Source organism: Thermococcus nautili (assembly GCF_000585495.1).
GTDB classification, from domain to species: domain Archaea; phylum Methanobacteriota_B; class Thermococci; order Thermococcales; family Thermococcaceae; genus Thermococcus; species Thermococcus nautili.
Genome location: NZ_CP007264.1, coordinates 1,356,417 through 1,377,216 on the forward strand (window position 1 = coordinate 1,356,417; position 20,800 = coordinate 1,377,216).

General features: G+C 53.6%; 25 protein-coding genes, 3 tRNA genes, 1 other RNA gene and 1 pseudogene. 12 read left to right on the forward strand and 18 right to left on the reverse strand.

Going from position 1 to position 20,800, the window contains the following annotated elements; genetic code table 11:
* The 13 genes and pseudogenes from BD01_RS07400 to BD01_RS07460 all read right to left on the reverse strand — a co-directional run bounded on the left by BD01_RS07400 (position 1) and on the right by BD01_RS07460 (position 11,182).
* Positions 1–759 carry a hypothetical protein gene (locus BD01_RS07400; RefSeq protein WP_042691492.1) on the reverse strand — a complete coding sequence of 253 codons (759 nt, stop codon included), beginning with the start codon at positions 757–759 and terminating at the stop codon, positions 1–3.
* A gap of 54 nt (positions 760–813) precedes the next feature.
* Positions 814–2,133, reverse strand: a complete 1,320-nt coding sequence (locus BD01_RS07405) for an NAD(P)/FAD-dependent oxidoreductase (RefSeq protein WP_042691495.1) — start codon at positions 2,131–2,133, stop codon at positions 814–816.
* Between the two features lie 124 nt (positions 2,134–2,257).
* Positions 2,258–2,719, reverse strand: a complete 462-nt coding sequence (locus BD01_RS07410; RefSeq protein WP_042691498.1) for a putative toxin-antitoxin system toxin component, PIN family — start codon at positions 2,717–2,719, stop codon at positions 2,258–2,260.
* A complete protein-coding gene (locus tag BD01_RS07415) occupies positions 2,695–2,961 on the reverse strand; it encodes a ribbon-helix-helix domain-containing protein (RefSeq protein ID WP_042691501.1) in 267 nt (88 codons plus the stop codon). Before BD01_RS07415 ends, BD01_RS07410 begins: the two co-directional genes overlap by 25 nt.
* Positions 2,916–3,212: pseudogene (locus tag BD01_RS11255) on the reverse strand (type II toxin-antitoxin system RelE family toxin); the annotation flags it as partial. The gene BD01_RS07415 and the pseudogene BD01_RS11255, both read right to left, overlap by 46 nt.
* Before the next feature lie 58 nt (positions 3,213–3,270).
* The gene (locus BD01_RS07420) at positions 3,271–3,480 is read right to left on the reverse strand and encodes a hypothetical protein (RefSeq protein WP_042691504.1); all 210 of its coding nucleotides are present in this window, start codon (positions 3,478–3,480) and stop codon (positions 3,271–3,273) included.
* A gap of 45 nt (positions 3,481–3,525) precedes the next feature.
* Positions 3,526–5,076 carry a potassium channel family protein gene (locus BD01_RS07425; protein ID WP_042691506.1) on the reverse strand — a complete coding sequence of 517 codons (1,551 nt, stop codon included), beginning with the start codon at positions 5,074–5,076 and terminating at the stop codon, positions 3,526–3,528.
* An 80-nt stretch (positions 5,077–5,156) separates the two neighbouring features.
* Positions 5,157–5,834: a UMP kinase gene (gene pyrH / locus BD01_RS07430; protein WP_042691509.1), complete on the reverse strand. Its 678-nt coding sequence runs from the start codon at positions 5,832–5,834 to the stop codon at positions 5,157–5,159.
* Positions 5,835–5,918: 84 nt separating this feature from the next.
* Positions 5,919–7,085, reverse strand: coding sequence for an NAD(P)/FAD-dependent oxidoreductase (locus BD01_RS07435; RefSeq protein ID WP_042691512.1), 1,167 nt, complete (start codon positions 7,083–7,085; stop codon positions 5,919–5,921).
* Positions 7,078–7,350, reverse strand: coding sequence for a (2Fe-2S)-binding protein (locus BD01_RS07440; RefSeq protein ID WP_042691515.1), 273 nt, complete (start codon positions 7,348–7,350; stop codon positions 7,078–7,080). The genes BD01_RS07435 and BD01_RS07440 overlap by 8 nt, the downstream gene beginning before the upstream one ends.
* A complete protein-coding gene (locus tag BD01_RS07445) occupies positions 7,347–7,853 on the reverse strand; it encodes a 4Fe-4S dicluster domain-containing protein (RefSeq protein ID WP_042691518.1) in 507 nt (168 codons plus the stop codon). Before BD01_RS07445 ends, BD01_RS07440 begins: the two co-directional genes overlap by 4 nt.
* 196 nt (positions 7,854–8,049) lie before the next feature.
* Complete coding sequence (locus tag BD01_RS07455) at positions 8,050–9,486, reverse strand: FAD-dependent oxidoreductase (protein ID WP_042691524.1); 1,437 nt, start codon at positions 9,484–9,486, stop codon at positions 8,050–8,052.
* 256 nt (positions 9,487–9,742) lie between these two features.
* Positions 9,743–11,182: a Kelch repeat-containing protein gene (locus tag BD01_RS07460; protein WP_042691528.1), complete on the reverse strand. Its 1,440-nt coding sequence runs from the start codon at positions 11,180–11,182 to the stop codon at positions 9,743–9,745.
* Between the two features lie 97 nt (positions 11,183–11,279).
* Between BD01_RS07460 and ffs the strand changes: the two genes are divergently transcribed.
* The 8 genes from ffs (at position 11,280) to BD01_RS07495 (ending at position 15,238) form a co-directional block, all read left to right on the forward strand.
* Positions 11,280–11,593: signal recognition particle sRNA (ffs, locus tag BD01_RS11190), an RNA gene on the forward strand.
* Between the two features lie 47 nt (positions 11,594–11,640).
* Entirely contained in the window at positions 11,641–12,639 is a 999-nt protein-coding gene (locus BD01_RS07465) for a pyridoxal-phosphate dependent enzyme (protein WP_042691531.1), read from the forward strand.
* 34 nt (positions 12,640–12,673) lie between these two features.
* A complete protein-coding gene (locus BD01_RS07470) occupies positions 12,674–13,576 on the forward strand; it encodes a dihydroorotate dehydrogenase (protein WP_042691533.1) in 903 nt (300 codons plus the stop codon).
* An 81-nt stretch (positions 13,577–13,657) separates the two neighbouring features.
* Positions 13,658–13,894 (forward strand): AbrB/MazE/SpoVT family DNA-binding domain-containing protein, encoded by a 237-nt coding sequence (locus tag BD01_RS07475; protein WP_042691536.1) that lies wholly within the window; start codon positions 13,658–13,660, stop codon positions 13,892–13,894.
* Complete coding sequence (locus tag BD01_RS07480; RefSeq protein WP_042691539.1) at positions 13,882–14,292, forward strand: PIN domain-containing protein; 411 nt, start codon at positions 13,882–13,884, stop codon at positions 14,290–14,292. Before BD01_RS07475 ends, BD01_RS07480 begins: the two co-directional genes overlap by 13 nt.
* Positions 14,289–15,008, forward strand: a complete 720-nt coding sequence (gene queC / locus BD01_RS07485; RefSeq protein ID WP_042691543.1) for a 7-cyano-7-deazaguanine synthase QueC — start codon at positions 14,289–14,291, stop codon at positions 15,006–15,008. Before BD01_RS07480 ends, queC begins: the two co-directional genes overlap by 4 nt.
* Before the next feature lie 67 nt (positions 15,009–15,075).
* A tRNA-Phe gene (locus BD01_RS07490) sits at positions 15,076–15,152 on the forward strand.
* Between the two features lie 8 nt (positions 15,153–15,160).
* Positions 15,161–15,238, forward strand: a tRNA-Gly gene (locus tag BD01_RS07495).
* Between the two features lie 236 nt (positions 15,239–15,474).
* Here the strand turns inward: BD01_RS07495 and BD01_RS07500 are convergent.
* Positions 15,475–16,230 (reverse strand): DUF835 domain-containing protein, encoded by a 756-nt coding sequence (locus BD01_RS07500; RefSeq protein WP_245599212.1) that lies wholly within the window; start codon positions 16,228–16,230, stop codon positions 15,475–15,477.
* 154 nt (positions 16,231–16,384) lie between these two features.
* Here BD01_RS07500 and cobO point away from each other — a divergent pair, with 154 nt between their 5' ends.
* Positions 16,385–16,912, forward strand: a complete 528-nt coding sequence (gene cobO, locus BD01_RS07505) for a cob(I)yrinic acid a,c-diamide adenosyltransferase (RefSeq protein WP_042691549.1) — start codon at positions 16,385–16,387, stop codon at positions 16,910–16,912.
* A 103-nt stretch (positions 16,913–17,015) separates the two neighbouring features.
* Positions 17,016–17,267, forward strand: coding sequence for a UPF0147 family protein (locus tag BD01_RS07510; protein WP_014122777.1), 252 nt, complete (start codon positions 17,016–17,018; stop codon positions 17,265–17,267).
* A gap of 17 nt (positions 17,268–17,284) precedes the next feature.
* On the opposite strand, the gene BD01_RS07515 is transcribed toward BD01_RS07510, so the two are convergent.
* Together BD01_RS07515 and BD01_RS07520 are read right to left on the reverse strand one after the other, a co-directional pair.
* On the reverse strand, positions 17,285–17,842 hold the full coding sequence (locus BD01_RS07515) for an aldolase (RefSeq protein WP_042691553.1): 558 nt from the start codon (positions 17,840–17,842) through the stop codon (positions 17,285–17,287).
* 5 nt (positions 17,843–17,847) lie between these two features.
* Complete coding sequence (locus tag BD01_RS07520; protein ID WP_042691557.1) at positions 17,848–18,414, reverse strand: hypothetical protein; 567 nt, start codon at positions 18,412–18,414, stop codon at positions 17,848–17,850.
* Between the two features lie 78 nt (positions 18,415–18,492).
* On the opposite strand from BD01_RS07520, the gene BD01_RS07525 reads away from it, so the two are divergent.
* Positions 18,493–18,570: transfer RNA gene (locus BD01_RS07525), tRNA-Tyr, on the forward strand.
* Between the two features lie 138 nt (positions 18,571–18,708).
* On the opposite strand, the gene lrpA is transcribed toward BD01_RS07525, so the two are convergent.
* Together lrpA and rlmD are read right to left on the reverse strand one after the other, a co-directional pair.
* The gene (lrpA, locus tag BD01_RS07530; RefSeq protein WP_042691562.1) at positions 18,709–19,134 is read right to left on the reverse strand and encodes an HTH-type transcriptional regulator LrpA; all 426 of its coding nucleotides are present in this window, start codon (positions 19,132–19,134) and stop codon (positions 18,709–18,711) included.
* A gap of 61 nt (positions 19,135–19,195) precedes the next feature.
* Complete coding sequence (gene rlmD, locus BD01_RS07535; RefSeq protein WP_042691565.1) at positions 19,196–20,452, reverse strand: 23S rRNA (uracil(1939)-C(5))-methyltransferase RlmD; 1,257 nt, start codon at positions 20,450–20,452, stop codon at positions 19,196–19,198.
* Between the two features lie 120 nt (positions 20,453–20,572).
* Between rlmD and BD01_RS07540 the strand changes: the two genes are divergently transcribed.
* The gene (locus tag BD01_RS07540) at positions 20,573–20,788 is read left to right on the forward strand and encodes a hypothetical protein (RefSeq protein ID WP_042691567.1); all 216 of its coding nucleotides are present in this window, start codon (positions 20,573–20,575) and stop codon (positions 20,786–20,788) included.
* Positions 20,789–20,800: the final 12 nt, after the last annotated feature.

Consider the following 20,800-nt stretch of genomic DNA (forward strand, 5'->3'; position numbering starts at 1 on the left):
TTAAGTCCCTTTCCCGGTTTTGATTTCTTGGAACTCTATCCGTTCGACCGCGGTTACAATGTTAGTAATCCTCACGCCTCCCTGCTCTGAAACTGTTTTGAGGGTGTACCTGAAGACGACCTCAACGGGGTATCCTCCCCCGAACCTCAGAATCGCAGTTCCGTTAATGGTGACGTTTCCGTTTCCCTCGATTCCTGGAACTTCGCCGAGCATCATTGTATTGGTGACATTGTAGTAGAACTCCTGAGTGCCGTTCATGAAGTCCACATTGAAGGGTTCAAGCTCCGTTAGATACCTTCTCACGACTTCAAGGACGTTGGTGGATTCCCAGAGCTTCTCAACGGCCTCTGGCTCGGTCAGGTTCTCGCCCCTGCCCGCGAACTCGAAGTAAGCGCTTTCGTTGGTCACGATGATTCTCGATTTGATAGTCGACGGGCCCACCGTGGCGGTGGAGTTTACCTCTGCCCTCCTGCGGGCGATGTCAACGTAGCCTACTTTACTGCCCTTTATCTCCATCGTCTGGTTTGCGTTTCCAATTATGACCACTGTAACGCCCGTTGTTTCTTCCCGGAACCTAAGAAACGTTATCCTGTCGAGATTCTGAAGGAGCTCTTCTTGGGTGTAGTTCCTTGGCTCTCCCGCAGGCAGGAGTGTGGTGGTTGGAGTTGGGGACGTTTTTGTCGACCTTCCGCTTTCTCCCGAGATGCACCCCGAGGCAATGACGACGATTAAAAGGAGAACGATGAGGTGATGTTTCATTCAATCACCCAAAAAGGTTAGAAAAACTGACTTTAAAAAGTTGTTGAAATGGACTCAGCGGAACTTTCTCAGCGCCATCTCGGCCGCGACGCTTATCGGGTCTATCGTCGGGCTTATCGGCGGGGCGTAGGCTGTCTCAAGGTAAACGATATCTTCTACCGTCGCTCCCTTCTGAGCCAAGGCCGAGAGCGTCATTATTCTGCCCCAGACGCGTTCGCCGCCGACTATCTGCGCGCCGACGAGCTTCCTGTCCGACTTCCTGAAGAGAACTTTTACCGTTATCGGCTTTCCGCCGGGGTAGTACTCGGGCTTTGTTGAGCCCTTGAACTTGCCGACGGCAACTTCAATCCCTTCTTTCTTCGCCCTCTCCTCAGTGATGCCAAAGGTGCCTATCTCGAGGCCGAAGAGCTCTGTTATCGCTGTATTGAAGACGGGTCTAAAGGAGACGTCCTTTCCTGCTATGTGCTCCGCTGCCACTTTCGCCATTCTAACAGCGCTCGTTCCGAGCTGGCTGAGAGTTCTTTCCCCAGTTACAGCATCTATCACCTCGGCGCAGTCGCCTATCGCATAGATATCCGGGTCGCTCGTCTGGAGGTGCTCGTTGACCACTATTCCCCTGTTCACCTCAAGCCCTGCCTCCTTTGCGAGGTCCGTGTTGGCCCTAACGCCGGTCGCAACGAGAACCAGCTCGGCCGGAACCTCCTCGTCGCCTATCCTAACCGCCTCAACGGGACTGCCGATTATCTCGCTAACTCCAACGCCGAAGCGGAAGGAGACGCCGTTGGCTTCCATCTCCTTCTGGACGAGCTTGGCGGTGTCTTTGTCGAGCATCGTCGGCATGAGCCTGTCCATGAGCTCGACGACCAGAACCTCCATTCCGAGCTTCGCGAAGGCCTCGGCCCCCTCAAGGCCGATTAGACCCGCGCCGATGACTACCGCTTTCTTCGGCTTTCTCTCGGCGATGTAAGCTTTAATCCTCCTCACGTCGTCGAGGCTCTTGAGGGTGAAGACGCCCTCGTTCTGAACCCCTCTAATCGGCGGGACGAAAGCTTTGGAGCCGAGGGCAAGGACGAGCTTGTCGTAGGGAACCTCGCCCTTGTCGGTAATTACGACCTTCCTATCGCGGTCAATTGCCTTTGCCTCGGTGTTGAGCATGAGCTTTATCTTCTGCTTTTCGTAGAACTCGTTCGGGAAGACGATGACGTCTTCGGGCTTCTCTATCGTCCCGCTGATGACGTGGGGCAAAGCGCAGGGCGAGTACTGCATCGTGCCTTCCTTCCCGATGACGATGATTTCGGCCTTCCTGTCGAGCTTTCTCATAAAGAGGGCGAAGTTGCTCCCGGCTGTTCCAGAACCGATAACGACGATTTTCATGAGCACCACCAGCTTGAGAAGGGAGGGGAGGTATAAAAAGTTGGCTTTGGAAAGGGCGTTGTCTTTTCAAAAAGAATGCGCAGGAGAGGAGACAAACGTCAAGGTTTCCCGTCAGAACATCCATTTACGGGTTATCATACCTTCCAACGACCTCAAGGAACTCCGCCGGCGTTAGAATCAGGAACTCATGACCTTTCAGGGCGAATCTCCTGTTCTCGTTTCTCAGCTTCAGCACGTGCTGTTTATCGAGGCTTATCAGGAAGTCGGCCTTGGCAGAATAAACCACGTCAAAGAACTTGTTGTCGTCGAGGTCGGGGGAGACCTCAAACCTCACTGCCGGGTTCACAACGATGGACGAGGCCCGAAAAACCCTGTAAATCCAGAGCGCATAAATCCTACTCTCAAGGTATTTTAGAACCTTCTCGCTCGTCAGCTTAAAGCGTAGCTCCTCAAGTATCGCTTCGGAAGTGTAGGAAACGACTCTTCTTTTAACTACCAAATCCATAACCTTTCCGGAACTTCCGAAGGGGTTTATAGTGGCCGTTATGACGACGTTGGTGTCTAAGACGACCTTGCGCGCTTCCATTCCTCGTCCACTTCCTCGAGGAGCTTTTCAATTTCTTCCTCCGGCGGAATCCTCCGCTCCCTCGCGAGGAGCTTGTAGGTCTCCCACAGCTCCTCTGGGGACTCGTAGTGGAGCAGGAAGAACCTCACGGCTTCCTTGATGAGCTCGCTTCGGCTTGAGAACTCGCCCTTTTCGACGAGCTCGTCAATCTGCCTCATCAGGCCTGAATGGAAGCGGACCGACACCTTGTCCGTTGTGGACATTCAACCACCGTAGGACAATAGTCGGACAGAATATATAAGGGTTGCGAAGGTTCAGCGATACGCCCTTTCGCGGGGGTTCGGCTTTTAGGAACGGTATCCTCATCCCAGCGGACGGTGTAGAGAACCCTGTAATTGCCGAGTCTAACGCGGTAGGCCCTTTCAGAACCACGCATCTTCTTAACGTCAAAGCTCTCAACTGGGACGGGGTTGATTTTCAGCGTCTCAACGAGTTCCGCAAAACGCTTTAAATGAGCCGGAGAAGACTTCTTATCCCTTTCTCGGCTCTTTTGCCGATGATTATCCTGAAGCTCATAGGCCGAGCTCCTTCTTCAGCTCTTCCCAGTCCTTCCCGCTCTCAAGTGCTTCCCTTTCGAGGGCTTCTATCTCCTCCGGGCTTTCCCCTTCTTCCTCTTCAATTAACCTTGCTTTGAGCATTAGAAGGGCCTTCTCCATCTCATCAAGTCGTTTCTTCATCTCACGGATATCGTAGAGGAGAACGTTTATCGGGTCAGCTTCCATGCCCCCACCACTTCTGAATAAACGAGAGAATATAAAAGGGTTGAGTCAGCGCATCCACTTCCTCGCTATCACCGCGACGATGAGGGCCATAAAGACGGCTCCGGTTAAGGCTTCAAGGGCGCTCAGAGCCTTGAGCCAGCCGGTAGGATGCATGTCCCCGTAGCCAAGGGTCGTGAAGGTGACGAGGGAGTAGTAGAGGGCGTTGGCGAAACGGATGACAATGTTTGAGGTTTTTGGGAATCCCTTAATGAAGTTGCTCCATATTGTGTAGGGAATGGTGTTTCCAATGATTACCAAAAGCGAAAATAAAAACAGGCGAACCCAGTTCGTGCCGTATTCTGAGGGCAAATCTGCTAAAAGCCATTCAACAAAGTTATGGAGTCTTGCTTTAATCTGCTCGAACTTGCTCCTTGCGTTTTGTAAGCGTGCACGTCTCTTAGCTCTCATTTCTAGGACGAACATTCTATCGGCTTCGTCGCGTTTGCCCTCTTTTTCGTAACTGAGACGTTGGACACGACGAGCTTCGATTTCCGCTTCGGGGAGTTTGAACCATTCAGTTGGGATGTCAATATCAATGCCTTTTCGGATGTCCACATGAGAAAAATCGAGCTTTCCGTAGAATTTGAATTTTTCATTTTTAGGTTTCCCCTGGAAAGATACAGGCTCATTAAATGAAGCTCCCTCGAAGGAGACGTCTCCCTTAAAAACAGAGTCCGTAAAATAGACATACCCGTTGAAAGTTGTAGCTGAGAAGTCGGAGTTATTCAAGAATATTATGTTTTCAAAATTGCAACGAAGACCCACATATAATTCAGAGAAGTTTGCTTCGTCGATTTTACAGTTATGAAGTTCAAGAAATCCCGTAAACTGAGAACCTGAAAAGTCACCTGCCACAATTTTTGAGTTGGTTATAACGAATTCTTTGCCGATGATGCAATCATTTATACTTAATGAGAAGGCGTTGATATTCTTGAGTACAATATTCTGTAACTTAGAATCCCAAAACGTTAACCCAATCTTAGTAAACTCAATGTTTTCTCCTAAAATCCCCTCTAGAGTAGATTCTATGAGGACTAGTTCTCCTCCAAAAATACAGTTATTAAATATCAAAATTCCTGAGGGGGAATCAGTTACAATTTCAACATTTTCTTCAAATGTGCTTCCGGAAAAATCTAACCCCGGATACAGTCTTGTTTTGTGCAATTTTAGCACTCCACTAAAGGTTACATCATGAAAATTAAAATACATATTGCTCTTAAATATTGAGTTACTTAAATTTATTTCATGTTTAAATACTGCATTTTCAAACGTAAATCTCTGATTCCACTCGTTGCCTTTCTTGTCCTTATATTCAATCGTCACGTCTGGAATTTCTGGGAAAACAAAACCTCTTGCATCCACAGGCTTTTCAAAAACAAATCTCTTTATTTTCCTTCCATCAACTTCAATCTCTTCAACATGTGGCTTAAATCTATCTAAGAACTTTTTATAGAACTCTACAGCTTCCTCCCCACTCTTATTTGGCTTATGAAAAATGCAGTACTCTTGGTCTGCTGTCTCAGTGTCGCAGTTCCCGAAGTGCGCCATCTTGCACATGGCTGTATATTACCGGGCTTAATGATAAAAACGTTTTGGCTCAGCAAAATTAGTCAGCAACCAAAATCAAAAGAAAGACTTCAAGGCTCCACCACAGTCCCGCTGTGCTTCCCTCTGACCACGTCGAAGAGGTGATAGGCGTCCTTCTTGCCGACGATGTATGTCCTTATCCGCCCGCGCTGGATGAACTTCGCCGCCAAGGCATCGACGACGCCGCTTCCTCCAGCTTTACTCTCGGCCTCCATCGCAATCTCGACGAGCTGTTCAGGGGTTATTCTGTCGAGTTTCTTCGCGTTCGGGTTCTTCCTCGGGTCGGAGTCGTAGACGCCGTCCACGTTGGTGACAACCACCAGAAGGTCGGCCTGAAGGTACTCGGCGAGGAGGGCCGAGACGGCATCGGTCGTGTGGCCTGGGTGAGTTCCGCCCATTATCGGTATCTTCTTGAGCTGTATGACCTCCCACGCCTTACGGAAGTCCTGAATGACGAAGGGATAGGCCTTCTCGCCGAGCGCCGCTATGAGGAGCATCGCGTTCGCCCTCGTGATGTGGATTCCTATGTAGTCCTTGAAGGTCTCGTTGGGCGTGAAGGTCTTCGCGGCTTCTATGTACTTGCGCGCCACCTTTCCACCGCCGACAACCACCGCTACCTCGTGGTCCTCGCTTATCTTGATGAGCTCGTACGCTATCGCCTTGATGAACTCGACGTCCGGGTCTTCGGGAACGAGAACAGAGCCACCTATGTCGAAGACGATTCTCATGACGACCCTCACGGTGCTAATCGGCTCGATTTATAACCTTTTTCTTGACGGAGGGATGTTAAAAGGAAAAGCCGGAGAAAAAGCTCACCCAATCTGGAACGCCGAGCTTCTCAGCTCTCCGCGCTCGAAGCGGTACGGGTCGTACCACTCCCAGTCCAGGGGAGCCTTAGAACGACCCTTCGAGATTAGCTCGGCCATGGCCTGGGCAACGGCCGGCGCCATCATGAAGCCGTGGCCAGAAAAGCCCGCCGCGATGTAGAAGTTGTCCAAAAGCTTCCCGATTGCCGGGTTGCTGTCGGGTGTCTTCGCGTAGAAGCCGGCCCACTGCCTTACAACGTGGGCGTAGCGGAGCGGAGGGGCGATTCTCACTGCGTAGCGGAGGACCCCGCGCAGGAAGTCGTAGGTCGGCTCAACATCTTCTAAGCTCTTCGCCTCGTGCTCTATCCCCGCACCGCAGATGATTCCGCCGTCCTCGCCGTCCTGAATTATGTAGGCGTCTTCCCACGCTGGCGGGCACACCAAAGGCTCGGCCTGTCCCCTCTCAAGCGGTTCGGTCTTGACTAGCTGGTGCTTGTAGGCCTTAATCGGAACGAGGTCACGCCTTAAGCCCGCCATCTCGTTGATTAGAGGTTCCCAGGCGTTGGAAGCATTTAGGACAGCGTCAACCTTAACGCTCTCAACCTTCCCGTTGCTCCTGAACTTTACGGCGGTTATAGTGTCCCCCTCACGCTCAAGTCCAACGACCTCTGTGTGCTCGCGCGCGTCAGCGCCAAGCTCCCTCGCCCTCCGCAGATAGGCGAAGAGCGTCTTGAATGGGTTCGCCTTGGCGTCCTTTGGGTTCCATGCTCCCGCCAAAAACGGCTCGGTGTTGAGGATTGGCACTATCTCCTTCGCCTCGTCCATGTCGATGAGCCTCGTCGGGACGCCGAAGCGGTTCTGCAACTTTATGTTGGCCCTGAACGCCTCAACTTCTTCTTCGCTCGTCGCTAAGAACAGGTAGCCGGTCTGGTTGAAGCCTATATCCGCCCCAAGCTCCTCCTCAAGCCTCTCCCAGCGCTCAACCGAGTGCTTCATGAGCTTGATGTTAGCCTCGTCCGTGAACTGGGCGCGTATTCCAGTGGCACAGCGGAAGGTGGAGCCCGAACCGAAGTAGTTCTTCTCGAAGAGGACCACCTCCTCGCCGAGCTTGGCCAGCTCGTAGGCCGTGGCAACCCCTATTATTCCGCCTCCGATTACCGCGATTCTACTCATCGGCACCACCCACGATGACCTCTACGCGAACCGGTCGAATCGGAACCCTCGCCTTCGGGAGCGGTATTTCCTCGGGCCTCTTCCCGGTCTTCCTCGCGAGGATTGAGATTACGATTGGAATGCACGTCCTCCCCTGGCACGGCCCCATGCCGACGCGGAGGAGCCTTTTAATTTCCTCAATGTCCGTGACGCCTGAATCTATGAGCCTCTCGACGTCTTCAACTGTTACGTCGTTACAGCGGCAGACGATTTTCTTTCCGGTCATTCTCTCACCACCTTAACCGCCCGAACGTCCCAGGCCAGCTCAATTGGCACCTCAACAACGATTATCGGCGTGTCGCCCTTGCTCTTCTCCCTCGGGACGACGGTAATTACCTTCCCCTTTCCGACCGGCTCGCCGACCCTGTTGAGAAGAACGACCTCCTCGCCCTTCTCGGGAACCGGAAGAAGCTCGTGGGGCATCGTTATGCGCGCTTTGTCGCCGACGTAGTGCACCATGAAGAACGCCAGGCCTGGACAGATTTGGACGCAGAGGGAGCATCCGATGCACTTGTCGTAGTCAACAATCGGTAGGTCGTTCGGGGTGGGCATGTTTATTGCGCCCGTCGGGCATATCTCCCTGCACGGGGCGCACGGTATCTCCTGCGGGCACTCAGGAACTGCGACGGGTCTCTTCCTGAGCCTCTCCTCGCTCGGCTTCGGAATTATTGAGAACAACTCCTCCGGGGTTATGTATCCCCTCTGAAGGTAAGCAGGAATCTCGTTCATGCTCTCGCCTCCCACAGCCCTTGCTTCGCAAGCGCTGGCGGAAAAGTAGAAACTCTCAAAATCTGCCCAATTTTGTTTGGGCACCTAACCAATGCCAACGACTCGTTGTTTACCCCTCGAAATTGCCCTTCGGGCGAGATGGGTTTGTAAACTCCTAAAAACGGTGCCATATGAAAGATGTGCCCAAGTGAAACGTTCATTCTCCCACCACCAGTGCTTTTTTAATCCCCTCCGCTACATGCCTGCCGAAGGGCCCGGAGCGGAACTCGTCGAGGTCGCGCTGGGCCTTCTCTATCTCATCAACCCAGCTCTCGTCCGCTATTCCGAGCCTCAGCGCTGCCGCTATTCCCGCTATCTTGCCCTCGAGCATCGCGGTGGTTGCCTCCTCAATTCCGGCCGAATCTCCCGCAACGAAGATTCCCCGAACGGTCGTTTCCATCCATTCGTCGCGAACCGCCACGTGGCCTCCCAGCTCGCGGACGTACTTTATCTGACAGCCGGCCTGGTGGAGCAGTTCAATGCTGGGCCTCAGGCCAACGGCGAGCGCTATGACGTCAACCTCGAAGGTCTTCTCGGTTCCCGGAATCGGCCTCCAGTTCTCGTCGAGCTGGGCCACAACGGCCCTCTCGACCTTTTCTTTTCCTTCGGCCCGGAGGATTGTGTGCCTCGTGAGTATTGGAACTCCAAGCCTTCTGACCTTCGCCGCGTGGACGAAGTAGCCGCCGACTTTGGGCATGGCCTCTACTATCGCCTTCACCTCGACGCCGGCCTGTATGAGCTGGTAGGCGAGGATAAGCCCCACGTTTCCCGCTCCAACGATGAGAACCCTGTCTCCGGGCTTGACGCCATAGGTGTTCATGAGCGTCTGGATTGCTCCGGCGCCGTAAACCCCGGGCAAATCGTTGTTCTCGAAGGGAATCATCCTCTCCATCGCGCCGGTGGCGACGATAACTGCCCTTCCCCTGAACTCTATCAGCTCGCGCTCCTTTCTGACCGCCAGGACGAGCTTCTCTTCGCCCTCCTGGAAGATGCCAACCGCTGAGGTTTCAAGGAAGGCTTTGACGTTCTCGCTCTTCCTCAGCTCCTCCTCGAGGATTCTCGCGATTTCCACTCCTCTAACTCCCGCGAACTGCTCACGCTTTCCGAAGAACTTGTGGGTCTGCTTGACGAGCTGGCCGCCGAGCATGTGGTTCTCGTCTATGAGAACGACCTTGGCCCCGGCCCTCGATGCGTGAATTGCCGCCATCAGCCCAGCGGGGCCGCCGCCTACTACAATGATATCCACTCTAACGACCTTCGCATCTTTGAATTCCGGCGGCTTGGCCTTAGTCGGGAGCCTGGACCTTCCGTGCTGGCGCTCTATCCTCATGCCGTCCTCGACGAGGGTTATACACGTCCTGACGTTTGGAATCCCGTTGACGACCATCAGGCAGGAGGAACACTTGCCGATGGCGCAGAAGAGGCCCCTCGGGCGCTTCTCGTTCGGGGAGTAGTTGAGGACCCTGATTCCCGCGGCGTACAAAGCTGTCGCTATCATCTCGCCCTCGTAGGCTTTGAGGGGTTTCCCTTCAAAGTATATTGTAACCTCCCTGCCACGTTCAAACCTGAGAACAGGATGTTCATTGAGGCGCATTAACGGTCACCTATGAATGGATGCTTCGTTTTGTTTATGAAAATTTTTCAACCCGAAGGTTCTTCACCTTTGGTTTTCGAGCCGAGATGTACGTGAGAAAAGGAAAAGAACTCAAATCCATCTGTTTCAGGTCTTGTTTGAGACTGCATGTGAGTCTAACGACCGTTCTGGTTGGCCGTAGTTTGAGTAGAGTTTCTGACCGCTCCCTGCCTGAATGGCGAGGCTTTCAAAAGAAAGATGTAAGCTTGCAAGGCGTTTAGCCCTCTGGTTGGGGCCCCTTTCTCTTGCGAGCCCCGTAAAGAGTTATTCCCATCATAAAACCAATGCTGAGTACTAAAACCGTCAGAACTCTTTCATTGGAGGGATACTGTGTCTCCACCACTATCCCTTCGCTTAAAACTTCAGCTTTGGAGTGTTTGACTTCAATGTTTGGGATACTTTCCAGAGCACTAGAAGTTTCGACTTGAGCATTGGTATCCATTACTCGAGCGTTTGAACCTTCACTAGAGAACCCGAAACTCGACTTAAACCACGAAAAGTCGCCAGGAGTAAGCCTGAGGACCCAAGCGTCCCCACGACCGGCGCCGAAGCTCACAGTCCAGCCCGCGACAGTAACGTCTCCCCCGGGTTCGATGGAAACCGCATAGGCCCAATCACTGCTGGACCCTCCGTAAGTCTTTTGCCATTTTACCTTACCATTAGCGTCAAGTCGAAGAATCCAAACGTCATAACGGCCAGAACCAAAGCTTTTAGTGCCGCCTACAATGGTGATATCCCCATTCTTTTCAATCACAGCCCCGTAAGCCCTCTCATTGCCATCTCCACCGTAAGTTTTCTGCCACTTAACGTTTCCATCACTATCGAGCCGAAGAACCCAAACATCTTCCCTTCTAGAACCAAAACTTTCGGTGTACCCAGCTACAACGATGTCTCCGTTCTTGGTAACCGCAACTGTATAAGCCTCATCATTTTTGAACCCACCATAAGTTTTCTGCCACTTTACACTACCGTTCTCATCCAAGCTGAGGACCCAGACGTTGGAATAAACGGGAGCACCTGTGCCAAAGCTGTAGGTATGGCCAACTACGATGATGCCTCCGTCTTGAGTCAGAGCAATCGCGTATGCATCTTCCTCATCACTCCCCCCATAGGTTTTTTGCCATTTTACGTTTCCATTCTCATCCAAACGAAGAACCCATACGTCGCCGTCCATGTATCCCGCCACGATTATGTCTCCGTTTGGCGCAATGACAACGGCTTTGGCCTCATCCCACCCGGAGCCACCGTAAGTCTTCTGCCATTTTACATTACCCTCGGCATCAAGCCGAAGAACCCAAACGTCATAACTTCCAGCACCGAAGCTTTTAGTACTCCCAGCGATAACGATGTCCCCGTTGGGGGCAACGGTGAGGGCGTTGGCATAATCATTACTCAATCCACCGTAGGTCTTACTCCATCTCGCATCGCCCTCACTATCAAGTCTAAGAACCCAAACATCCGCAGAGCCAGCACCGAAGCTGTCAGTGCCCCCAGCAATGATAATGTCTCCGTTTGGAGCAACGGCAACCGCATTAGCAATATCTCCATATTTGCCGCCGTAACTCTTTGCCCACAGGGGGCCGCTCTCGGCATTAACCACCGGAACAGCCAGCGATGAGAGAATAAGTGCGATTATAAAGGGCAACATCCTTTTCATAATACCCCCTTGTTACTACAACATCTCAGAAAATAAGAGGTTTTCGGTATCCAAGCCTACCAAACCTTTATATATCCGGCCCTGAAATTAACGTTGGCGGCGGGCTAGGCCGGGGGGTTCGGCGTCCCCTGTAACCGGAAACCGCCGATATGCCGGGGCCGAAGCCCGGGGGGCGGTTCCCAAAACCGCGCCCCGAAGCCGGGGTGTAACGATGAGCCCTCGTCCCGGGGGGCCGGCGGTGGGCGAGGTCCGGCTGGAGGGCCGGGCTAACGCCCTTTGCCCGCCGAACCCCGCCAGGCCCGGAAGGGAGCAGCGGTAGGCGGGACGTTCGGCGCTCCCGGGGTAGCGGGGGTGAGGGAGCCCCGGTGGAGGGGCGCGGCGGAGGGTTCCCACCCCCGGGCGCGCCCGCCGCCGCTAAACTTTTGAACGTTTCTACCCAAATCTTAACGGTGGTTCCGATGCACCCAAAGATAGGTTCGCTTCTCGCGAGGTTCCCGAGGGTTGAGCTGATAAAGTGGGAGACCCCGATTCAGTACCTTCCGAAGGTCAGCGAAAGGCTCGGGGTTGACGTCTACGTCAAGCGCGACGATTTGACCGGCTTCGGAATCGGCGGAAACAAGGTCCGGAAGCTCGAGTTCCTTCTCGGCGATGCGATAGCCAGGGGTTGCGACACGGTCATAACAACCGGTGCCGTTCACTCCAACCACGCGTTCGTTACCGCTCTCGCTGCCAAGAGCCTCGGATTAGATGCCGTTCTCGTTCTAAGGGGAAAGGAAGAGCTCAAGGGCAACTACCTCCTCGACGAGCTCATGGGAATCGAGACGAGGGTTTACAGCGTCGAGAAGACGAGCGAGCTCTGGCCGATTGCTCAAAAGGTCGCCGAAGAGCTGAAAAAAGAGGGCAGAAAACCCTACCTCATTCCCGCCGGCGGAGCCTCCCCGGTTGGAACGCTCGGCTACGTGAGGGCCGTTGGGGAAATCCACGCCCAGATGACAAGGCTCGGCGTTGAGTTCGACTCGGTCGTTGACGCCGTCGGCAGTGGAGGAACTCTGGCAGGTCTGCTCCTTGGCTCGGTCCTCGTGAAGGCCCCCTGGAAGGTCGTCGGCATGGACGTCGGCGGCTTCGTTGAAGGCCTGGGAGAGCGCGTGAAGAAACTCGCCCTTGAGGCGTCGGAACTGATGGGCGTCAGCGTTGAAGTTCCCGAGCCGGAAATCCACGACTACGGCTTTGGAGCATACGGAAAGATAGTGAAGGAGGTCGCCGAGCTCATAAGGTTCGTAGGCACGAGCGAGGGAATAATCCTCGACCCGGTCTACACCGGAAAGGCCTTCTACGGCCTCATGGAGCTGGCTGAGAGGGGAGAACTCGGCGAAACCGTGCTTTTCATCCACACCGGCGGCTTTCCGGGCGTCTTCCACTACGGCGAGGAGATGCTGGAACTAATCCAAAAGGCTTAAAGTTCCTCCCTCTTTTTGCCTTTGAGGTGTCGAGATGGCGAGCCTTGAGGTCGAGCTTTTTGGGATAAGGTTCGAGAACCCGCTCATTCTCGCATCGGGAATCAACGACAAGGTTCCGGAGCAGTGGATTCGAGCGCACGAGGAAGGTGCTGGAGGAGTCGTTACGAAATCAATCGGAATCGAGCCAAGGAAAGGTTACGACAACCCCACCATCGTCGAGCTTCCCTACGGTCTGATAAACGCGATGGGCCTGCCAAACCCGGGCTGGAAGGGCTTCCTTGAGATGGTTGAGGGCTACACCTTTGACTTCCCGCTGATAGTCTCGATTTTCGGCGGAACGCCTGAGGAGTTCGCCTTCTTAGCTGAAAAGCTGAGTGACGTTGCCGATGCCTTCGAGCTGAACCTCAGCTGTCCCCACGCCAAAGGTTATGGCATGGAAATCGGTCAGAACCCGGAGAACGTCTACGAGGTGGTGAAAGCCGTCAAGGACGCCACCGATAAGCCGGTTATAGCGAAGCTGACGCCGAACATAGACGACATCACGAAGCTCGGCTTGGCGGCGGAGAAGGCCGGTGCAGATGCCGTCTCGGCGATAAACACTCTGAAGGCGATTGCAATTGACATCTACGCAAGGAAACCAATCCTCAGCAACCGCGTTGGAGGCTACTCCGGGCCCGGCGTTAAGCCCGTCGCGCTCAGAGCTGTTTACGACCTCGCGAAGGCCCTCGAGGTTCCGGTGATAGGCATTGGCGGAATAACAACGTGGCAGGACGCCGTTGAGTTTCTCCTCGCTGGTGCATCGGCGCTTCAGATTGGAACTGCAGTCTCGCTCAGGGGCTGGAAGGTCTTCAGGGAAATCAATGAGGGCATCGAAGCCTACCTCGAGAGTGAGGGCTTTTCGAGCGTGGAGGAGATAGTTGGTCTCGCCCTTGAATGAGGTATTCTATTTTTGTCCCATACTCCTTCTGGCCAAAAGGACTTTATAGGAGGAAAGTCTACTATACTATGGTGAACTACTATGCCGGTCACGAAGGTAACCCGGAACTACCAGATAACGATTCCGGCCGAGATTAGAAAAGCTTTGGGCATAAAGCAGGGCGAATACCTCACCGTTGAGCTGAGGGGGGATGAGATAGTTATCAAAAGGGCAAAGAGAACGTGGAAGACCTACCGCCTGGGCAGAAAGTACAGCCTCGAAGAGATGGAAAGAATGATTGAGGAGTCCATAGAGGAGGCGTTGACATGGGAAGAGTAGCGGTTATCGACACGAACTTTTTCGTTTATGCCCTGTTTGAGGATTACGAGAGACACGAAGAGGCCCTCGACATCTTAATGAACCTTGATAAGTGGGTCGTGCCTACAATAACCCTCTATGAGCTCATTTGGCAACTGGCAAAAATGGGTGTTCCCCCGAATAACGCTGAAGATATGATTAAGCAGATAATTGAAGAACCCAGGACAGAAATCGTCGATGATAGGCGGTATTTACTATCGGCCTTCGAGCTCTTCGGAAACCTCGGTCTCAAGCACTACAACGACTCCGTAATCCTTGCGATAGCCAAGGAAGTCGGAACCCTCGCGAGCTACGACAAAAAGCTTAGAAACCGTGCAATGAAAGTTGGAATTAAACCCATCCCGGAGGTGTTGGAATGAAGCGCGCGGTGGTGCTGTTTTCCGGTGGACTCGACTCAACGGCCTGCCTCTACTGGGCGAAGAAGAACTACGACGAGGTCATAATGCTCGTCATCAACTACGGGAGCAACGAGGAGCGCGTTACGAACAGAGTTGCGGAGTTCTTTTCGAAGGAGCTCGACGTCCCGCTGAAGATAGTTCGCCTCGACTTCCTTGAGGAGTTCTCAAAGCTTCGCGGAACGACGCTCGTCGGAGGGGAGACGCCGAAGGTAACGGCGGAGGAGCTTGAGGATTTCGAGAGGGCGAAGGAGACGGCCAAAAGCGTCTGGGTTCCCGCTCGTAACGTCGTCCTCATAAGCGTTGCCGCTTCTCTCCTCGATGCCCTCGGAGGCGGGGACATAATAGTCGGCTTCAACGCGGAGGAAGGTGCCACTTTCCCGGACAACACGCCCGAGTTCGTCGAGAAGATGAACGAGATGCTTCGCTATGGAACGATGGCCGAGGTGAAGGTTGTTGCCCCGCTCATAAACCTTGACAAAAAAGGTATAGCAAAGCTCCTTAAGGAGCTGGACGCGAAGTACGAGTACTCCAACTCCTGCTACATGCCGAAGGGCTTCACCGAGGACGGAAAGCCGATTCACTGCGGTGAATGTGAGAGCTGTGTCCGGAGGCACCGCGGTCTCATTGAGGGCATTGGGGAGGATAAGACCGTTTACGCCGTCGAGCCGAAGATTTGATGTGCATACCTGTTCATTCGCCACCGCAAGATTTATAAATCTCTTCCTTGCCCTTATCTTTGGGCATGGGGCGGTAGCTCAGCCTGGGAGAGCGCCGGACTGAAGATCCGGGTGTCGGGGGTTCAAATCCCCCTCGCCCCACCACTTTCTGTGCGGTGGTAGTCTAGCCTGGTCTAGGACACCGGCCTTCCAAGCCGGTGACCCGGGTTCAAATCCCGGCCACCGCACCACACAAACTTCGCCTGTGCGAAGTTTGACCAAGGCTCGTAGCTCCTTTTGGAGGGCTAAATTTCGAGTCATTTCTTATCAACTGGCCCTTTTTGAGTTGGAGAACCTATCGAATTGCTCTTTTACCGTGGGTTTACTTTTAAATCGACGCCCCTCGGGCGTCAATGGATGTGAATAAAATCTGGCTCCATTCGAGCCTTGGGCAAGGGGCTACAAGCTTTTGGTGGAGCTTCACTCCTCACTTACTGAGCATCTTCTCGAGTTCCTCAACTGGCTTTAGTTCTGAGACCAGCATGTTAAAGGTCTTCTCGTCGAGGGCTTCCCGCTCTATTGAGACGAGCAAGATTCCCCTGTTGAGAGTTGCAAGGTCCCTCAGGCTGGCTATGAACTTCAAAACGCTTTCGGGTTTGTTTTCAAGCAGAAGGTACTCAACGCAGTCTATAAGAATGACCTTGTCTAGATTGGTGGATTCAAGGAACGCTTTGAGATTCTCAAGTAGGTATGGAAGTCTGGTGGGGTCTACGGCCTCGTCGTGCCTAACCTTCGAGACCCAGAGAACCGGGACGATTTTGAGCCCTAGTCTTGACCTGAAGACCTCTGGGGGGTCTCTTGTGACGGCAATTCCCGGAAGGTGCCTGTGCTTTGTTAGCTCAACGAATAGCCTTTCGGTTGCTTCACTCCTCCCCCAATACGCACCGTACGCTATTTCTTGACTTGGCTCTGTTGCTATGGGGACGATGACGTATTGCCCCCTAGCAAAGGGCAAGTAAAGCATTACTGAGGAAAGGAATAGCAAAAGGGCGCCGATTGTCAGGAGAATTGACCGTATGATTGCGTACGTTTCATTGCCATACAAGACTGAAGTGCGGAGAAGAACTCCTATAAGCTCCGCCACAACGACGAGAAGAAACGCTCCGATGAGCAGATTAAAAACCCTGGTGAAGTAGCTAACCCGGAGATTCCTCTTAACGCTTTTTTCAATCGTGAGCAGCATGATGACTATAGCGAGCGATAGTAGGAGCACGGTCAAATCCCTAAGGAAATAACCCATCGAAAGTACGTGAGGCATGTATGTACATTGATGCTCAGGTTTTTAACGGTTTCGTGGGGTTTTTAAAGGGTTGGAGGATTTATCCATGGTGGTTCCAATGTCATGGAAGGAGAAGCTTGGTTTGGTTCACATCTACACCGGAAACGGGAAGGGCAAGACGACGGCCGCGTTCGGTCTTGCCGTTAGAATGCTCGGCTCCGGCGGAAAGGTCGCGATAGTCCAGTTCATGAAGGCCCCGAAGGTTTACGGCGAGCAGAAAAAGATTGAGGAGTGCGGTGCACTGATAGAGTCCTTCGGCCTGCCGAAGTTCGTTCACGGGAAGCCGGAGCCTGAGGATATAGAGGCCGTTAAGAGGGCCCTCGCAAGGGCAAAGGAGCTCGTTTCAAGCGGGGAGTGGGATTTGGTGATACTCGACGAAATCTGCGTTGCCCTCGGTTTCAACATGCTGGACATCGAGGAGGTTAAGGAGCTCATAAAGAGCAAAGCCCCGAAAACCGAGCTCGTTTTAACTGGTCGCTACTGTCCGGAGGAACTCTTTGAGCTGGCCGACTACGTCACGGAGATGAGGGAGGTAAAGCACCCGTACCAGAAGGGAATCCTCGCGAGGAGGGGCGTTGAATACTGAAGTCCACTTCAAGAACCGAAAAGCTTTTTAGTTAGGAAAGCTTAAGATAAGCCGGGGAGATTTTAGTAACAATTTTTTAGGATAATCGAAAGGGGGTGATAGAATGAGCGAGCTGATTCAGCAGATTGTGCAGGTTCTCAAGGAGCAGGTCGTCCAGGACACCGTTGTTCCCAGGAACATAAGGCGCGCCGCCGAGCAGGCCATAGAGGTTCTCCTCGACGAGAGCAAGGAGCCCGCGGTTAGGGCGGCCGATGCAATAGCCATTCTCGAGGAGATTAGCGAGGACCCGAACATGCCCATGCACACGAGGACCATCATATGGGAAGTTCTCGGTGCCCTCGAGCAGGTTAAGTGAGCCTTTGATTTTTCCGCTCATTTCCTGCTCATGTACCACAGCTTGGCGCTCTCCTCAACCAGCTCCGCCTTGTAAAAAGCTTCTCTCAGGCTTTTTCCGACGGTCACGATTCCGTGCTTCGCCATCAGAACCGCGTCCGCACCCTTCAAAGCTTCTGCCGTGACTTCCGCGAGCTCCTCGGTTCCCGCCGGTCTGAACGGCGCTATTGGAATTCTCCCAAGGTAGAGCTCGGCCTCGGGCGTTATTATCGGCAGTTCGCCTTCGAGGAGGGTCGAGGCGACTATCGAGTAAGGCGGGTGGAGGTGGGCTATTGCCTTAACGTCCGGCCTCGCTCTGTAAACGGCCAGATGGAGCCTGTACTCGGAGGAGGGCCTAACGCCAGAGAGCTGGTTTCCGCTGAGGTCTACCACGGCCACCTGTTCCTCGGTCATCTCATCCATAACGGCTCCGGTCGCCTTGATGAACACCAAATTCCCGACGCGGACGCTCAGGTTCCCGCCGAATGCTGCAGTTAAACCGCGCTCGTGGGCCTTTCTTGAGTAGAGAACGAGCTGGCGTTTTGCTATTCGGGTCATGAGAATCACCTCACCTTAACACCGTAGCCGCAGTCCAGACAGAGGGCCCGCTTACCGCGCCACGCGAGCTCACCGCCGCAGAGGGGGCACGTGTCGAGGTTTCCGGCCTCTTTCCAGCGCTCGAAGGTTTCGCTGTCTATGACGAGATAAACCCCGTCCTTTTCCGCCTCGAAGTCGCCCAGAACGGGGGTGCTTTCGAGTTCGCCGGTTTCGAGGTTAACTATCACCGGCTCGAGGCCGATGTTGCCCTCGTACTCCAAATCGTTCGCGGGCAGTATCTCAAGGATAAGAGAGTTGAGCTTTCTGTCGTGGTACGCTATTACCTCGAGCGCGTCGCTCACCTCTCCGCTCGCGGGGATTACATCAACGACCAGGCTCTCTCTCGGAAAGAGTAGCACTACGACGTCCCTGCTCCTGAGCAGGGCGAGGCCCTTGCCCATATAGAGCTCTTCAAGGCCGAGCTCCTTCAGGAATTCCCTGACCTCGTCTCCGCTTGGAAGGCGCTTTTCCGTGACCATGACGTTCATCATTCTCTTCGCGAGCGGAACCGCGACGGTTATCGGCTCTTCCATTTTCCTCACCGCCGATATTCGGAGGGAAAAATTTATAAACCTGCCCCGGGGATAATGGTTCGGGCCAAGCAGTAGGGTCCCGCGGTAGCCTAGCCTGGGAGTGGCGGCGGACTGTAGATCCGCAGGTCCCCGGTTCAAATCCGGGCCGCGGGACCACCAGAATTCTAAGCGCTTCTTGATGTCTTAAAAACAAAAACTGCTGGTAGCGTTTTCATCTGTTGTTCTCGAAAGAAGCATGTAAAAGAGCGTTTAAACCGTCTAGCGGTCCAAAAGTTAAAAAGAAATCCCTTCGGTTCACTTCATTCTCTCGAGGATTATCGCCGGGCAGACCTTGGTGACGCCCTCAATCCTGCCGATTTTGTTTGAGATTATATCCGATAGGTCCTCCCCGTCCCTGGCCCAAATCTCGGCCATTATCATGTGGTCACCGCTCGTCAAGTAAACGTGCCTCACGAAGTCGAACTCCTTGAGCTTGCTGGCGACCTCAAAAATCTTCTCCGGCTTGGTGTCTATCCCGGTGATGCTCACGAGGTTGTAGCCGAGCTTCGATGGGTCCACAACTATGGTGTACTGCTTTATCACTCCTGCCTCCTCAAGCGCCTTGACGCGCTTCCTAACTGCCGTCTCGCTTATGCCGAGAACCTTCGCTATCTCCGTGAAAGGTGTCCTCGCGTCCTTGGTGAGCATGTCGAGTATAATCTTATCCCTCTCGTCCAGCATAATCCACCACCTAAGTTCTAATTACGCACCCATTCCTTATTAAGGTATCGGTCTTTTTGGTTTATGTATCGAACTTCTTCAATTCAATCACGGCCTCAACGTGGGGTGTGTGCGGGAACATATCGAGACCGACGGCGCTCTCAATCCTGTATTTCTCCCTCAAAGCCGAGAGGTTCTCGGCGAGCGTTTTGGGATTGCACGATACGTAGATTAGCCTCTCCGGTTCGTCTTTTAAGATTTTCCGGATTAGCTTCGGGTGGAGGCCCGCCCTCGGCGGGTCAACTATCACGGTGTCGTAGTTTGAAAGGTCCTCCACGTCCCTATCGCTCCCCACCCTGAACTGGGCGTTTACCCCGTTTATTTCGGCGTTTCTGTTGGCCATCTCGACTGCAAAGGGGTTAATCTCGACCCCCTCGACGGCAAAGCCCCTCTTGGCGAGGTAAACGCCGAAAGTGCCGACGCCGGAGTAGAGGTCAAGAACCCTTTCGCCGTCGGCGAGCTCCGCCACCTTTCTGACGAGGTTGACAGCTTGATAGCTGTTGGTCTGGAAGAAGCTGTTGGGGTGGATGAGGTAAGTCACGTCGTCGAGTTTCTCCCTTATGAATGGCTCGCCCCAGAAGCGTTCGACGTCGCCGTAGGAAACGTCGCTCTCGCTCCTGTTGACGCTCCAGTAGAGAGATGTGGCAAATGGGAAGTGGTCAGGGAAGGACTCCGGAAGGGCTCCCTCCTTCGTCACGAGGTTCACCATGAGCTCGCCGGTGAATTTCCCCTCGCGGATGACGATGTATCTCAAAAAGCCCTCGTTCTTCCGTATGTCGTAGAGTGAAAGCTTCTCGTCCTCGATGAACTCTCGCAGGGCCTTCAGAACCCTTCTGCTCGCATCGCCGAAGACGGGGCACTCGGCTATGTCAACGGCCTCCCACCACGTCCCGTAGCGCCTGAACCCTATCCCAGTTGTCGAAATGACAACATCAATCCTGTTTCTATGGCCGTATATCTTTGGCGAGGGAATAACCTCGACGTCAAGACCGAGATACTTTGAGAGTTTTGATGCCTTGAAGCGGAGCTGTTCCTCATAGGGCAGGTGCTGGAGCAGACAGCCGCCGCACCTTCCGAAGTAGGGGCACTTTGGTTCGGTTCTGATTCCAGAGGGCTCTATTAGCTCAAATTCAGTCGCTATGAGCTTCCTCTTTTTTCTCCTCCATTTTCTGACTTCCACGAGGTCTCCTGGTGCCGTGTGCGGAACGAGGATTTCCCGCTTTCCTGCCCGAAGAACGCCCAGCCCATCGTCGCTCAGCCTCTCTATAACTCCCCTCATGGCCGGCGATGCTCGCCGCCGCTTATAAACCTGCCCATTGATGGGCCTTTGAACGTTCGCCAAAAGTGTTCACGGAAGGTTTATTTAGTTCGAGAGCGTATTACTATCGGTGCCGGGTTCATGTTTGGGCGCCGTAAGGATATAGTCTACAAGGTTTTGGCAACCAAGAAGAGGGCCGTTGCCCTGCAGAACCTCAGCGCGGAGCTTGAAACGCCCGCTCCGGCCCTGCTCAAGACCGTTCGGGAGCTGGAGTCCGAGGGCCTCGTTGAGGTCTTCTACGGCCGCGAGAAGGCGGCCATCATGGTGAAGGCCAAGACGCTTGAGGACTACATTTGACCTTCAATCATT

Bases quoted from the DNA above. Each gene is read 5' to 3' on its own strand.
- BD01_RS07425 (WP_042691506.1), bottom strand. From the start codon at position 5,076: ATGTGCAAGATGGCGCACTTCGGGAACTGCGACACTGAGACAGCAGAC.
- BD01_RS07410 (WP_042691498.1), bottom strand. From the start codon at position 2,719: ATGGAAGCGCGCAAGGTCGTCTTAGACACCAACGTCGTCATAACGGCC.
- BD01_RS07405 (WP_042691495.1), bottom strand. From the start codon at position 2,133: ATGAAAATCGTCGTTATCGGTTCTGGAACAGCCGGGAGCAACTTCGCC.
- BD01_RS07400 (WP_042691492.1), bottom strand. From the start codon at position 759: ATGAAACATCACCTCATCGTTCTCCTTTTAATCGTCGTCATTGCCTCG.
- lrpA (WP_042691562.1), bottom strand. From the start codon at position 19,134: ATGCTGGACGAGAGGGATAAGATTATACTCGACATGCTCACCAAGGAC.
- BD01_RS07420 (WP_042691504.1), bottom strand. From the start codon at position 3,480: ATGGAAGCTGACCCGATAAACGTTCTCCTCTACGATATCCGTGAGATG.
- BD01_RS07435 (WP_042691512.1), bottom strand. From the start codon at position 7,085: ATGAGTAGAATCGCGGTAATCGGAGGCGGAATAATAGGGGTTGCCACG.
- BD01_RS07515 (WP_042691553.1), bottom strand. From the start codon at position 17,842: ATGACCCGAATAGCAAAACGCCAGCTCGTTCTCTACTCAAGAAAGGCC.
- BD01_RS07455 (WP_042691524.1), bottom strand. From the start codon at position 9,486: ATGCGCCTCAATGAACATCCTGTTCTCAGGTTTGAACGTGGCAGGGAG.
- BD01_RS07470 (WP_042691533.1), top strand. From the start codon at position 12,674: ATGGCGAGCCTTGAGGTCGAGCTTTTTGGGATAAGGTTCGAGAACCCG.
- BD01_RS07415 (WP_042691501.1), bottom strand. From the start codon at position 2,961: ATGTCCACAACGGACAAGGTGTCGGTCCGCTTCCATTCAGGCCTGATG.
- queC (WP_042691543.1), top strand. From the start codon at position 14,289: ATGAAGCGCGCGGTGGTGCTGTTTTCCGGTGGACTCGACTCAACGGCC.
- rlmD (WP_042691565.1), bottom strand. From the start codon at position 20,452: ATGAGGGGAGTTATAGAGAGGCTGAGCGACGATGGGCTGGGCGTTCTT.
- BD01_RS07520 (WP_042691557.1), bottom strand. From the start codon at position 18,414: ATGGAAGAGCCGATAACCGTCGCGGTTCCGCTCGCGAAGAGAATGATG.
- BD01_RS07440 (WP_042691515.1), bottom strand. From the start codon at position 7,350: ATGACCGGAAAGAAAATCGTCTGCCGCTGTAACGACGTAACAGTTGAA.
- BD01_RS07540 (WP_042691567.1), top strand. From the start codon at position 20,573: ATGTTTGGGCGCCGTAAGGATATAGTCTACAAGGTTTTGGCAACCAAG.
- BD01_RS07465 (WP_042691531.1), top strand. From the start codon at position 11,641: ATGCACCCAAAGATAGGTTCGCTTCTCGCGAGGTTCCCGAGGGTTGAG.
- BD01_RS07500 (WP_245599212.1), bottom strand. From the start codon at position 16,230: ATGCTGCTCACGATTGAAAAAAGCGTTAAGAGGAATCTCCGGGTTAGC.
- BD01_RS07445 (WP_042691518.1), bottom strand. From the start codon at position 7,853: ATGAACGAGATTCCTGCTTACCTTCAGAGGGGATACATAACCCCGGAG.
- pyrH (WP_042691509.1), bottom strand. From the start codon at position 5,834: ATGAGAATCGTCTTCGACATAGGTGGCTCTGTTCTCGTTCCCGAAGAC.
- cobO (WP_042691549.1), top strand. From the start codon at position 16,385: ATGTCATGGAAGGAGAAGCTTGGTTTGGTTCACATCTACACCGGAAAC.
- BD01_RS07460 (WP_042691528.1), bottom strand. From the start codon at position 11,182: ATGAAAAGGATGTTGCCCTTTATAATCGCACTTATTCTCTCATCGCTG.
- BD01_RS07510 (WP_014122777.1), top strand. From the start codon at position 17,016: ATGAGCGAGCTGATTCAGCAGATTGTGCAGGTTCTCAAGGAGCAGGTC.
- BD01_RS07480 (WP_042691539.1), top strand. From the start codon at position 13,882: ATGGGAAGAGTAGCGGTTATCGACACGAACTTTTTCGTTTATGCCCTG.
- BD01_RS07475 (WP_042691536.1), top strand. From the start codon at position 13,658: ATGCCGGTCACGAAGGTAACCCGGAACTACCAGATAACGATTCCGGCC.